A 12,607-nucleotide genomic window follows, 5' to 3' on the forward strand; every position below is an offset into this window, starting at 1 on the left:
TGGGCCGAAAACCTGATTGACACGTAAAAAATCGGCAACTAGACTCCGCATCGTCAATGCTAACGTTCGCGCTAAAAGAAATCGTGTCAGGGCTTGATTTGCCCGCCGGGAAGAGTCCTGTGGCGAGACTCGAACGATTGGTACGACAGGAACGGAAGGGAAGCAGCAGCGGACCAGAGAAATATCCGTTGAACGTCATGTGTCGTTGCTGTGCGGTGCTCGATGCCGCGCCCCGAAGGTGTAGCGCGATGTAAGAACAAACCTGAATATGACGACTGGCAGGAGACAAAGGAATGAAGAGGCTTCTTGTACCCGCGATTTGTGGCTGCATCGGCGTAGCGGCGCACGCGCAGAGTTCGGTCACCCTTTATGGGCTGATCGATAACGGCGTGTCATACGTGAGCAATCAGCGCACGGCAACTGGCGCGGGTCACAGCAATGTATTTGCTTCGTCGGGCAACATCGTTGGCAATCGTTGGGGGGTGACGGGTAGCGAGGATCTGGGCGGCGGGCTGCAGGCGATCTTCAAGCTCGAGAACGGCTTTACCGGTACCAACGGTGGTCTTCAGCAAGGCGGGCGTCTGTTTGGCCGCCAGGCATGGGTCGGCATGTCCAGTTCATATGGCGCGGTCACGCTGGGTCGACAGTACGATTCGGTCGTCGACTATCTTGCGCCGCGAAGTCTCGCGCAAAGCTTTGTCGGTGGGCTCGAATTCATGCATCCGATGGACAACGATAACTTCGGCGATTTCTTCCGGCTCGACAATGCCGTCAAATATGCGAGCGCCGATATCGATGGGCTCAAGTTCGGCGGCTTGTACGCCTTCTCGAACAAGGCGGGCGATTTCGCGGACAATCGCGCGTTCAGTGCGGGGGCGACCTATAACCACGGTCCCTTCACGCTGAGCGCGGCGTATATGCGCATCGACAATCCGGGGGACGGCGCAGCGGGCGCGCTCGACGGCTCATCGACCTCGGGAGATGCGACGTTTCATGCGGCGCGCCAGCAGGTGTGGGGCGTCGGCGCCGCGTATGTGATCGGTCCGGCGACGCTAGGGCTGGTGTGGAGTCACTCGCGTTACGACGATACGACAGCCGTGTATCGCGGCAGCACGCTTGCTCCGGCGCCCACTGGATCGCCCACTGACCTGACCTTCGACAACTACGAAGCGAACGTTCGCTATCTGATCACGCCTGCGTGGGTAGTGGCCGCGTCGTACACCTTCACGGACGGCTCGTATTCGAACGCCTCGCTGCATGCGAAGCCGCGCTGGAACCAGTTCAATCTGATGACATCGTATTCGTTGTCCAAACGCACGGACGTCTATCTGATGGCTGAATATCAGCATGTGACAGGGGCGGCGGGGACGATTTTCAGCGGCGCGTTTATCGGCGGCAGCGGCGGTCCGTCGTCGACCAGCAAGCAGTTCCTGACAAGCGCCGGCTTGCGCGTGAAGTTCTGACGTCGTGAACGCGGGCGGGTGGTGTTCTTGCTTTGCATGACTCACCCGTCGCGGAAACCGTCGACCTGAAAGGCTGGCGCAACCGCTCCGCCGAGTCCCATGGGCGGGCAGTATTGCTGCGCCTGGGCGGTGATCCAGGCCCGGAATACCGTCAATGCCGCATTATCGGCCTTGCGCTCCGGATAGATGAGGTAGTAGGACCGATTGCTCGGACACTCGTGAGCCGCCGCCTGGATCAATGCGCCGCGCTGCAGTTCGTCCTCGATAAGCAGGCGCGGAATAAGCGCGATGCCCATACCGTGAATCGCCGCCTCGGCGAGCATCGAAAACAGTTCCAATCTCGGCCCCGACATATCGCCTTCAACCTGCATGTCGCGCGACGCAAACCAGTCCCGCCATGCATATGGGCGCGTACTCTGTTGCAGGAGCGGGTAGCGCCGCCAGTCCGCCGCAGTCAGCCTGACGCGTGGTGCGATCAGCTTTGGGCTGCATACGGCGATCAGGCTTTCACGCATCAGGAAGGTGCCTTCCGTTCCCGGCCATATCGTCGCGCCAGCGTGAATCGCCGCGTCGAACTCCGTGTCCTCGAACAGGAATGGCCGCGTGCGAACCGTAAGATTGATGTTGATGTCCGGACATGTTGCATTGAGATCGGGGATTCGCGGCAACAGCCACTTTGTCGCGAACGTCGGGACGACGGCGAGTTCCAGCGATCCGCCATGGCCGCCCTTGGCCATGAGCTCCAGCGTGTCGCGTTCCACTTCGTCCAGTCGCGATGCGACCTTGCGGCTATAGATCACACCCGCCTCCGTGAGGCTGACGCCGCGCCGGTCGCGCCTGAACAGCTTCACGCCGAGAAAATCCTCCAGCGAGCCGATCTGGCGGCATATCGCGCTTTGGGTCACAGCGAGTTCGTCCGCCGCCTTGGTGAAACTCTGATGGCGAGCGGCCGTTTCGAATGCCGATAGCGCCGCCGTCGAAGGAATCTTTCTGCGCATGCTCGTTACTCGCATGGTGATGGATTGACTGACCTGTGCGATTTTCGCACAGGTCAGTGCGAACAAATCGTTTGAGATCGCGAAAACATGCCTGTAAATTCACTTCGACCCAATCTTGTATAGAGTACGAAATGAGTGCACAGCAAAAATCGTCGTCGTTTCAATGGGACGATCCGTTGCTGCTGGATCAGCAGTTGACGGAGGAGGAGCGCCTCGTGCGCGAATCGGCTCATGCGTATTGTCAGGAGCGTCTTGCGCCGCGCGTGCTCGAGGCCTTCCGACGTGAACACATCGACATCGACATCTTTCGCGAGATGGGGGAGCTTGGCCTGCTGGGCGCAACGATCCCCGAGAGCTACGGCGGTGCAGGTCTGAACTACGTTTGCTACGGCCTCGTCGCGCGCGAAGTTGAACGGGTCGATTCCGGATACCGCTCGATGATGAGCGTGCAGTCGTCTCTCGTCATGGTGCCGATCAACGCGTTCGGCAATGAAGCGACGCGGCAGAAGTATCTGCCCCGACTCGCACGAGGTGAATGGATCGGCTGCTTTGGCTTGACCGAACCGAATCACGGTTCCGATCCGGGCGGCATGATCACGCGTGCAAAGAGGGTCGATGGCGGCTATCTGCTGGCGGGCAACAAGATGTGGATCACGAACAGTCCGATCGCCGATGTGTTCGTCGTCTGGGCCAAGGACGACGAAGGCGCGATCCGGGGTTTCGTACTCGAGAAGGGATGGAAGGGACTTTCCGTGCCCGCGATACATGGCAAGGTCGGCTTGCGCGCGTCGATCACGGGTGAGATCGTGATGGATGATGTGTTCTGCCCGGAAGAGAACGCGTTTCCGGATATCCGTGGTTTGAAGGGGCCCTTTACCTGTCTGAACAGTGCGCGGTATGGGATCGCTTGGGGCGCATTGGGTGCGGCGGAAGACTGCTGGCATCGGGCGCGTCAGTATGTTCTCGATCGCAAGCAGTTCGGCAAGCCGCTCGCGGCGAACCAGCTGATCCAGAAGAAGCTGGCCGACATGCAGACGGAAATCGCGCTTGGGCTGCAGGGCTGTCTGCGGCTCGGGCGCATGAAGGACGAGGGCACGGCCGCCGTCGAGATTACATCGATCATGAAACGCAACTCGTGCGGCAAGGCACTCGATATCGCCCGTGTTGCGCGCGACATGCTCGGCGGCAACGGGATCAGCGACGAGTTCGGCATTGCGCGGCATCTGGTGAATCTGGAAGTGGTCAACACATACGAAGGCACACACGATGTTCACGCGCTCATTCTTGGCCGGGCGATCACCGGCATTGCAGCGTTCTGATCGGCCATGAACGCAACTTCGAATCAAGGGGCGCTCGACGGTCTGCGCGTACTCGATCTTTCGCGCGTGCTGGCCGGTCCGTGGGCCAGCCAGTTGCTGGCCGATCTCGGCGCCGATGTCGTCAAGATCGAACGGCCTGGTGCCGGCGACGACACGCGTGCATGGGGACCGCCGTGGCTGAACGATGCCGATGGCGAGCCGACTGGCGAGTCCGCTTACTATCTGTGCGCCAACCGCAACAAGCGGTCGGTGGCGATCGATCTGAGCCAGCCGGATGGGCAACGCCTCGTGAAAGAACTGGTCAGCAAGGCAGACGTGCTGATCGAGAATTTCAAGGTCGGCGGACTCAGTCAGTATGGACTCGATTACGCGAGCCTCAAGGAACTGAATCCGCGCCTTGTCTACTGCTCGATTACGGGATTCGGACAGACCGGTCCTTATGCTTCACGCGCCGGCTACGACTTCCTGATTCAGGGCATGGGCGGGCTCATGAGTGTGACGGGTCGCGCGGATGGCACGGAAGGAGAAGGTCCGTTGAAGGCCGGTGTTGCGCTGACGGACATCACGACAGGACTGTATGCGACAGTGGCGATCCTCGCCGCACTCGCTCGTCGCGAGCGCTCGGGCGTGGGGCAGCACATCGATCTCGCATTGCTTGACGTGCAGGTTGCCTGTCTTGCCAATCAGGCGACGAATTATCTCGTGGGCGGCGTGGTGCCGCGTCGTATCGGGAATGCGCATCCGAATATCGTGCCCTATCAGGACTTTCCGACCGCCGATGGCCACATGATCATCGCGGTCGGCAACGACGGTCAGTTCGCAAGTCTCTGCATGGCACTGGGTGAGCCGGAATGGACCAGGGACGCACGCTTTGCCGGCAACGCGCAGCGCGTGAAGTACCGGGACGAGCTGATCGCGATGATTCGCAGCGTTACGGTATCGCGCGCGACGGGTGAATGGATCGCCTTGATGGAGGCGGCGGGCGTGCCGTGTGGCCCGATCAACGATCTGAGCCAGGTGTTCGAGGACCCGCAGGTGCGGTCGCGCAACGTGCGCATCGAGATGCAGCACCCGTTGGCCACGCATGTGGCGCTGGTTGCAAATCCGATCCGTATGTCGGAGTCGCCGGTGCAATACCGTCATTCGCCGCCGACGTTGGGTCAGCATATGACGGAGGTCCTTCGGGACTGGCTCGATATGGATGCGGCGGACGCTGACGAATCGCGAGTTAAAGAACGGCTGTAGACGGTCGCGTATCGCGACGTTGCACGATGTTGAATGCGCATGCGCTGTATCAGACTGGAATCCTGATAGATGAATTTCCCCGAAACTGGTGGCCCGCGCGAGTCGATGGAATATGACGTGGTGATCGTCGGCGGCGGCCCGGCGGGCCTGTCGGCGGCCATTCGCCTGAAGCAGCGTGCCGCGGAACAAGGCGTCGAAATCGGCGTCTGCGTGCTCGAAAAAGGCTCGGAAATCGGGGCGCATATCCTCTCGGGCGCGGTGATGGACCCGCGCGCGCTCAATGAGCTGATCCCGGACTGGAAAGAAAAGGGCGCGCCTTTAAATGTCGAGGTCACGGAAGACCGCTTCCTGTTTTTGAACGAAACGGGCGCGAAATCGGTGCCGAACTGGGCATTGCCCGACAACTTCAAGAATCACGGCAACTACGTGATCAGCCTCGCGAACGTCACGCGCTGGCTCGGCGAGCAGGCCGAGGCGCTGGGCGTGGAGATTTTCCCGGGCTTTCCGGCGGCTGAAGTGCTGTACAACGACGACGGCTCGGTCAAGGGCGTCGCCACGGGCAACCTCGGCATCGGCAAGGACGGCGAGCCGACCGGGAACTTCCAGCTCGGCATGGAACTGCACGCGAAGTACACGCTGTTCTGCGAAGGCACGCGCGGGCATCTGGGCCGTCAGCTGTCGGACAGGTTCAGGCTGCGCGACGGCGCCGATCCGCAGGTGTACGGCATCGGCATCAAGGAGCTGTGGGAGATCGATCCGTCGAAGCACAAGCCGGGTCTGGTGATCCACACCGCCGGCTGGCCACTCGATACGCAGACCTACGGCGGCTCGTTTCTCTATCACACGGACAACAACCAGGTGATGGTGGGCTTTGTCGTTGGCCTTGGCTATTCGAATCCGTATCTGTCGCCGTTCGAAGAGTTTCAGCGCTACAAGACGCACCTAGAAATCCGCAAGTTCCTCGAAGGCGGCAAGCGTGTGTCATATGGCGCGCGCGCGATCACGGCGGGCGGGCTGATGTCGCTGCCGAAGCTCGTGTTTCCGGGCGGCGCGCTCGTCGGCGACGATGCGGGCTTCCTGAACGCCTCGCGGATCAAGGGTTCGCACGCGGCGATCAAGACGGGCATGCTCGCCGCCGACGCCGCATTCGATGCCGTCCAGACTGGCCGCCAAAACGATGAACTCACCGCCTACCCGGAGTCGTTCAAGACGTCGTGGCTGCACAACGAACTGTACCGGGCACGCAATTTCAAGCAGTGGATGAGCAAGGGCCTGTACCTGGGCACGCTGATGGTCGGCATCGAGCAGAAGCTGCTGGGCGGCAACGTGCCGTGGACGCTGCATCACCAGCACTGGGATCACGAGATGCTCAGGCCCGCATCGCAGTGCACGCCGATCGAGTATCCGAACCCGGACGGCAAGCTGACGTTCGATCGTCTTTCATCGGTGTTCATTTCGAACACGAACCACGAAGAGAACCAGCCTGCGCACCTGACGCTGAAAGACACGTCGTTGCCGGTGAAGGTGAATCTGCAGACCTACGCTGGCCCGGAAGCACGTTTCTGTCCGGCCGGCGTGTATGAATTCGTCAGGGAAAACGAGGAAGACCGCCTGCAGATCAACGCGCAGAACTGCGTGCACTGCAAGACGTGCGACATCAAGGACCCGACGCAGAACATCGTGTGGGTCACGCCGGAAGGCGGCGGCGGTCCGAACTATCCGAACATGTGATTCAAGGCTGATATGAAAACGATTGGAATCATTGGGGCAGGGCAGATGGGCCGCGGCATCGCGTTGGTTTGCGCTGTGGCCGACTTGAACGTGATTCTCATTGACCTCGATGAGCAAGCGGCCGCGCGCGGTATCGAAAGCATCGCGGGGAATCTTGCGCGGATGGTGTCGAAAGGAAAATCGACTTCGGACGAAGCAAAGGCCGCGCTGCAAAGAATACGGGCGAGCGCAGTGCTGGCTGAACTCGTTGAAGCGGATGTAGTGATCGAAGCAGCGACCGAAAACGTTCAGATCAAGGAAGATCTTCTGAGGAAGCTGGATGACATCGTCCGCCCGGGAGCGGTCATCGCAACCAACACATCGTCGGTGTCCGTGACCCGATTGGGTGCAACGCTCGCGGACCCGACACGCTTCATCGGGATGCACTTCTTCAATCCCGTTCCTGTGATGGCATTGGTTGAAGTCATCCGCGGTCTTCGCACCAGCGATGCCACGTTCGATGCAACCGTCGACCTTGCGAAACGCATCGGCAAACAGCCCATTTGCGTGAAGAACTCGCCGGGATTCGTGGTCAATCGCATCCTGATACCGATGATCAACGAAGCGATCTTCGTTCTTGAGCAGGATCTCGCGAGCGCCGCGGAGATCGATGCGGGCATGAAGCTCGGCGCGAATCATCCGATCGGGCCGTTGGCGTTGGCGGACCTGATCGGACTCGATACGATGCTCGCGATCATGAACGTGCTGTATCGCGATTTCAACGATTCAAAGTATCGCCCGGCGCCGTTGCTCAGGGAAATGGTGGACGCTGGCTATCTCGGGCGAAAGAGTGGTCAAGGTTTTTTCAGCTATTGACCGCTTCGGTGCGGAGCCGATTGCGTGGTCATCCCGAGGCCATGTTCTATCGATGAAGAGTTCAATATTGAGGAAGAGACAGCTTGAAGATCATTGTTCCAGTCAAAAGAGTGGTTGACTACAACGTGAAGGTCCGCGTGAAGTCGGACAACACGGGCGTCGATCTCGCGAACGTGAAGATGTCGATGAATCCGTTCGACGAGATTGCTGTTGAAGAGGCCGTGCGTTTGAAGGAAGCGGGCGTGGCTAGCGAAGTGATCGCGGTGTCGGCAGGCGTCACGCAGTGCCAGGAAACGCTGCGCACGGCGCTGGCGATCGGCGCGGACCGCGCGATCCTGATCGAATCGAATGAAGACCTGCAGCCGCTGGCTGTCGCCAAGCTGCTGAAGGCGCTGGTCGACAAGGAACAGCCTTCGCTGGTGATCCTGGGCAAGCAGGCGATCGACGACGATTCCAACCAGACGGGCCAGATGCTCGCCGCGCTGGCGGGCCTGCCGCAGGCTACTTTCGCATCGAAGGTCGTCGTGGCTGATGGCAAGGCGACGGTGTCGCGGGAAGTGGATGGTGGTGCGGAAACGCTGTCGCTGAAACTGCCCGCTGTCATAACGACCGATCTGCGCCTGAACGAGCCGCGCTATGTGACGCTGCCCAACATCATGAAGGCGAAGAAAAAGCCGCTTGAAACCGTGAAGCCCGAAGAGCTGGGCGTCGATGTGACGCCGCGTCTGAAGACGCTGAAAGTCAGCGAGCCGCCGAAGCGCTCGGCTGGCGTCAAGGTGCCGGACGTGAAGACGCTGGTCGACAAGCTCAAGACCGAAGCGAAGGTGCCTTGATCGACGGACATTGCGGAGACGAATGAAATGACGATTCTGGTAATTGCTGAACACGACAATGCGTCGATCAAGGCCGCGACGCTGAACACGGTGGCCGCTGCACAGAAGATCGGCGGCGACATTCACGTGCTGGTCGCAGGACACAACGCACAGGCGGCTGCGGATGCGGCTGCGAAGATTGCGAGCGTCGCAAAGGTACTGCTCGCCGATGCGCCCCAACTGGCGGAAGGCCTCGCGGAAAACGTCGAGACGACGGTACTGAACATCGCGAAGGACTATTCGCACATCCTCGCGCCCGCGACGGCTTACGGCAAGAACATCGCGCCGCGCATCGCCGCGAAACTCGACGTCGCGCAGATCAGCGACATTACGGCCGTCGATAGCGCGGACACGTTCGAGCGGCCGATCTACGCAGGCAATGCGATTGCGATCGTGCAATCGGCCGATCCGATCAAGGTCATCACGGTGCGTGCGACGGGTTTCGACCCGGTGGCGGCGGAAGGCGGCGGCGCCTCGGTCGAGAAGATCGAAGCTGCAGCCGATGCCGGCATCTCGCAGTTCGTGAGCCGCGAAGTGACGAAGCTGGACCGTCCGGAACTGACGTCGGCGAACATCATCGTATCGGGCGGCCGGGGTCTGGGCAGCGGCGAGAACTACACGAAAGTGCTTGAACCACTCGCCGACAAACTCGGCGCCGCGATGGGCGCATCGCGCGCAGCCGTCGATGCGGGCTACGTGCCGAACGACTATCAGGTCGGCCAGACGGGCAAGATCGTCGCGCCGCAGCTGTACATCGCGGTCGGCATCTCGGGGGCGATTCAGCACCTTGCGGGCATGAAGGACTCGAAGGTGATCGTCGCGATCAACAAGGACGAAGAGGCGCCGATTTTCAGCGTCGCGGATTACGGTCTTGTTGGCGATCTGTTCAGTGTCGTGCCCGAACTCGTCGAACATCTGGCCGACGACTAGCGTTAGATGCATGAAGGTGCTGCCGGCACAACGACGACACAGGATGACGCCTTAAACCGTTGCTCCACGTACCGAAGCGCGCACCGAGGTCTTTGCGGCCGGTCCGTGCTTGCGGGTACTGCCTCGCAAGATGAGTGTGGCGGGCGAGATCGACGTATACGGTGCGGCGCTGGCCGAACGCTGGCGGATTTGATGTACGAACCAGAGCCCGCACGCGGTGGCTAGCTCGTGGACGGGAAGTCCGACCGTAGTCAGTCCCGGGCCCCACCAGCGGAATCCAAGCTCATCGCCGAATCCGACGACCGATAGGTCATCTGGAGCCCGCATGCCTTGTGCCGTCAGTTCTTCGAGGATGCCCTGAGTCATCTGGACCGAACCGGCGACGATGGCCGTCGGACGTTTCGGCAGTGCAAGCAGTCGGCGCGTTGCATTGAGGCCGAAGTCCGCATCGCCCGGCGCACCGAGCTGAACGAGGGCGGGGTCCGCCGATTCCCCTCCCGGCAGTGCCTTGTGATAACCCTTCAAACGTGCCGAACCCGTAGGCAGATCGTCGGTGCCACCGATATAGCCGATCCTTCGATGGCCCAATTGCACGAGATGACTGGTCGCCTCGAAGATTGCCTGTGTATCGTCAATGCCGAACCACTGGTCGCCGATCGCGGCATGTTTGCGCAGCAACTGGACATGCGGCGACAGCTTGAGCAACCGGACTGTTTCACGGTGAGGCTTTGCGGTCGGCACGATGATGATTCCCGCGACATTCGCGCTGGCGAGTTCACGGATGCTCTGCAACTCGACCATCCGGTCGTCGTCGGTTTCCGACAGGGCCAGCTGATATCTCGCGCCCTGCAGGCACTTCGACAGCGCATGGGCGATGGTCGCGTAAAAACCATTGCGGATGTCCGGCAGAACGAGGCCGATGAGGTTGCTCGACACGCCTCTCATCATGCGCGCGGCCAGGTTGGCCACATAACCCATCTCTTCCGCCACCTCGCTCACCTTCTGTTTCGTGGCTGCGCTGATGCGAGGGTCGTCCGCAAGCGCACGTCCTACTGTGGAAGGCGAAACCTGCAGACGCGCGGCGATGTCTTTGATCGTGACCATAAGATGTCCATGGAAGGCTTTTTTATAACGATAGCACAACGCTTCCGGGTATTGCCGGCCCCGGTACTGGCTCGCTTTGATAGACGAATGCGCCGCCGCGGCTTCGGGCGGGCAGTTGTCGGCAGGGAGCGCTGCAGCCAACTTTGTCGGTCGAATAGCTCCCCGAAATTCTCCACCTTCAAATGCTAACGTATGCGCTAATAGATAGCCATATTAATTTGACTGTCCTTGTTTCTGCGATTAACATAGTGCTAACGTTAGCGCATGAAAAACGCGAGCGCCGCGGCGATCCGGCGGGTTGCCTGCCGAGAGGAGACGAAGCGATGGTTGACGAAGGTTCCTTGCGGTTCCATGTCGAGAAGTGGTTTGGACGAAATGCCATTTCCTCGCTGGAGGTCAGTCGCGTATGGCCGGCGAGGCTCGGACGGAGCCGGTGTGTGCGGGTCGTATCGCCGGCGTCGGTTTGCCCCTTCACGATTTTCTTCTTTCAGCACGGCGACGGCAGATGGAGCGTTTCGCCACCGGAAATCAGACACGCGAAATCGACGCTTTCCAATCGGTAGCGTCGAGGGTGGTCGCCTCGACAGCGTCGCCCTGAACCACGACTCAATAGATGCAATACAAGGAGACAGCACAATGAATGCCCCTCGACACGACGTCGGCTACGAGCGCAGAACACTCGCGCTCCTCGGTATAGGGTTTGGACTGGTGGGCTTTGATCGATGGCTGCTCGCGCCGCTTTTCCCTCATATCATGCGCGATCTGGGGCTGAACTATTCGCAGCTGGGCAGCCTCGTGGGAATACTCGGCGTCGCCTGGGGGCTGTGGTCGATCGCGATGGGGCCGCTTGCGGACCGCATCGGTCGCAAGAAGATACTGGTGACGACGATGATCGCGTTCTCTCTGTTGTCGAGTCTTTCCGGGTTCGCGACGGGCTTTATCAGTCTGCTGCTGTTGCGGGCGGCGATGGGAATTGCCGAAGGCGCATTTACGCCAGCGAGTATCGCCGCGAACAGCGAGGCGTCGCTGCCCGCCCGCCGCGGACTGAATCAGGGCATTCAGATCAGCATGATTCCGCTGATGGGTCTCGGCTTTGCGCCTATCGTCGCCACGCAGCTGCTTCAGATCGTACCTAACTGGCATTGGGTGTTCACGCTGTCGGCGGTGCCTGGTCTGATCGTTGCGGCATTGATCTGGCGTTGCGTGCGCGATCGCGATGCGTCCGCGATCAGCATTTCGCGCGAACCCGTCGAACGTCCGCGCTGGACTGCGCTCTTTGCCAGCCGCAACGTCACCATCGCAACCGTCGCGATTCTGTGCGCGATGAGCGGGATCTTCGTGATCGGCGCGATGGTGCCGACCTATCTGGTTTCCGTCGTTCATCTCGACATGCGGAGCATGGGATTTGTCGCATCGGCGGTCGGTTTCGGCGGTTTCATCGGGTGCTTCGCGCTTGCGGGCTTGTCGGACTTCATCGGTCGCCGGCCGACGGCCTTGATCGGATTCGTCTGTGCAGCGGTCCTTCTCTATCTGTTTTCGTGTACGGGTCCCAATCCGGTTCTGCTGTTCGTTTTGCTGTTTGGTGTCGCGCTGTTTTCGATGGGGCTGTTGAGTCTGTTGAGCGGCCCTGTCGCGACAGAGGCGGCGCCCGCCGGGCTCATCGCTTCGACGATCGGTTTCGTGTCCGGCGTGGGTGAGACGTTTGGCGGCGGGGTCGCGCCCGTCATCGCCGGGTTCATCGCGCAGCATTTCGGACTTGCGTGCACGCTCGATTTCGCGCTGTATAGCCTGGCCGCAGGCGCTGCCGTTGCGTTCTTCCTCATTGAAACCGCACCGCGCAAGCGCCGCGATGAGGCGCAGGCGCAGGTACAGTCCACGCCGGACCGTGTCGGTACCGTCATCGCGCGCAACGGCGACGCATGATCCGATCCAGCGAAACGACCACTGCCATGCTGCCCGTTCTCGTCAACGTTTCAATTGCGCATTGCCGTCCGTTCCCCGCACTGTCGATCGACACGCGTGCACTTGCGTTGACCCACTGGGCGCAGCTGGGCTTGCGCGGGGCGGATTGCATCGAGCGCTTCATGCGC

Annotated in this window: 10 protein-coding genes; 8 read left to right on the top strand and 2 right to left on the bottom strand. The window is 60.7% G+C overall.

Going from position 1 to position 12,607, the window contains the following annotated elements:
• Window positions 1-293 precede the first annotated feature (293 nt).
• The gene (locus GCT13_RS32835; RefSeq protein ID WP_152765350.1) at window positions 294-1,463 is read left to right on the top strand and encodes a porin; all 1,170 of its coding nucleotides are present in this window, start codon (window positions 294-296) and stop codon (window positions 1,461-1,463) included.
• Between the two features lie 41 nt (window positions 1,464-1,504).
• Here GCT13_RS32835 and GCT13_RS32840 read toward each other — a convergent pair whose 3' ends face one another.
• The gene (locus tag GCT13_RS32840) at window positions 1,505-2,461 is read right to left on the bottom strand and encodes a LysR family transcriptional regulator (RefSeq protein ID WP_152765352.1); all 957 of its coding nucleotides are present in this window, start codon (window positions 2,459-2,461) and stop codon (window positions 1,505-1,507) included.
• A gap of 131 nt (window positions 2,462-2,592) precedes the next feature.
• On the opposite strand from GCT13_RS32840, the gene GCT13_RS32845 reads away from it, so the two are divergent.
• The 6 genes from GCT13_RS32845 to GCT13_RS32870 all read left to right on the top strand — a co-directional run bounded on the left by GCT13_RS32845 (window position 2,593) and on the right by GCT13_RS32870 (window position 9,413).
• Entirely contained in the window at window positions 2,593-3,780 is a 1,188-nt protein-coding gene (locus GCT13_RS32845) for an acyl-CoA dehydrogenase (RefSeq protein WP_152765355.1), read from the top strand.
• Window positions 3,781-3,786: 6 nt separating this feature from the next.
• A complete protein-coding gene (locus GCT13_RS32850) occupies window positions 3,787-5,025 on the top strand; it encodes a CaiB/BaiF CoA transferase family protein (RefSeq protein WP_152765358.1) in 1,239 nt (412 codons plus the stop codon).
• A 69-nt stretch (window positions 5,026-5,094) separates the two neighbouring features.
• On the top strand, window positions 5,095-6,756 hold the full coding sequence (locus GCT13_RS32855) for an electron transfer flavoprotein-ubiquinone oxidoreductase (RefSeq protein WP_152765362.1): 1,662 nt from the start codon (window positions 5,095-5,097) through the stop codon (window positions 6,754-6,756).
• 12 nt (window positions 6,757-6,768) lie between these two features.
• A complete protein-coding gene (locus tag GCT13_RS32860; protein WP_152765365.1) occupies window positions 6,769-7,611 on the top strand; it encodes a 3-hydroxybutyryl-CoA dehydrogenase in 843 nt (280 codons plus the stop codon).
• Between the two features lie 83 nt (window positions 7,612-7,694).
• Entirely contained in the window at window positions 7,695-8,444 is a 750-nt protein-coding gene (locus GCT13_RS32865) for an electron transfer flavoprotein subunit beta/FixA family protein (protein ID WP_152765368.1), read from the top strand.
• Window positions 8,445-8,471: 27 nt separating this feature from the next.
• Window positions 8,472-9,413 carry an electron transfer flavoprotein subunit alpha/FixB family protein gene (locus GCT13_RS32870; protein WP_152765371.1) on the top strand — a complete coding sequence of 314 codons (942 nt, stop codon included), beginning with the start codon at window positions 8,472-8,474 and terminating at the stop codon, window positions 9,411-9,413.
• A 51-nt stretch (window positions 9,414-9,464) separates the two neighbouring features.
• On the opposite strand, the gene GCT13_RS32875 is transcribed toward GCT13_RS32870, so the two are convergent.
• Window positions 9,465-10,517 (bottom strand): LacI family DNA-binding transcriptional regulator, encoded by a 1,053-nt coding sequence (locus GCT13_RS32875; RefSeq protein WP_152765374.1) that lies wholly within the window; start codon window positions 10,515-10,517, stop codon window positions 9,465-9,467.
• A 636-nt stretch (window positions 10,518-11,153) separates the two neighbouring features.
• Between GCT13_RS32875 and GCT13_RS32885 the strand changes: the two genes are divergently transcribed.
• Window positions 11,154-12,440: an MFS transporter gene (locus GCT13_RS32885; RefSeq protein WP_152765379.1), complete on the top strand. Its 1,287-nt coding sequence runs from the start codon at window positions 11,154-11,156 to the stop codon at window positions 12,438-12,440.
• The last annotated feature ends 167 nt before the right edge of the window (window positions 12,441-12,607 follow it).

The sequence above is a fragment of the Paraburkholderia franconis genome, from assembly GCF_009362735.1.
Classification (GTDB): domain Bacteria; phylum Pseudomonadota; class Gammaproteobacteria; order Burkholderiales; family Burkholderiaceae; genus Paraburkholderia; species Paraburkholderia franconis.

Excerpts from the sequence above, each read along its gene's own strand:
- GCT13_RS32850 (WP_152765358.1), top strand. The coding sequence starts at position 3,787 with ATGAACGCAACTTCGAATCAAGGGGCGCTCGACGGTCTGCGCGTACTC.
- GCT13_RS32835 (WP_152765350.1), top strand. The coding sequence starts at position 294 with ATGAAGAGGCTTCTTGTACCCGCGATTTGTGGCTGCATCGGCGTAGCG.
- GCT13_RS32845 (WP_152765355.1), top strand. The coding sequence starts at position 2,593 with ATGAGTGCACAGCAAAAATCGTCGTCGTTTCAATGGGACGATCCGTTG.
- GCT13_RS32885 (WP_152765379.1), top strand. The coding sequence starts at position 11,154 with ATGAATGCCCCTCGACACGACGTCGGCTACGAGCGCAGAACACTCGCG.
- GCT13_RS32840 (WP_152765352.1), bottom strand. The coding sequence starts at position 2,461 with ATGCGCAGAAAGATTCCTTCGACGGCGGCGCTATCGGCATTCGAAACG.
- GCT13_RS32875 (WP_152765374.1), bottom strand. The coding sequence starts at position 10,517 with ATGGTCACGATCAAAGACATCGCCGCGCGTCTGCAGGTTTCGCCTTCC.
- GCT13_RS32855 (WP_152765362.1), top strand. The coding sequence starts at position 5,095 with ATGAATTTCCCCGAAACTGGTGGCCCGCGCGAGTCGATGGAATATGAC.
- GCT13_RS32860 (WP_152765365.1), top strand. The coding sequence starts at position 6,769 with ATGAAAACGATTGGAATCATTGGGGCAGGGCAGATGGGCCGCGGCATC.
- GCT13_RS32870 (WP_152765371.1), top strand. The coding sequence starts at position 8,472 with ATGACGATTCTGGTAATTGCTGAACACGACAATGCGTCGATCAAGGCC.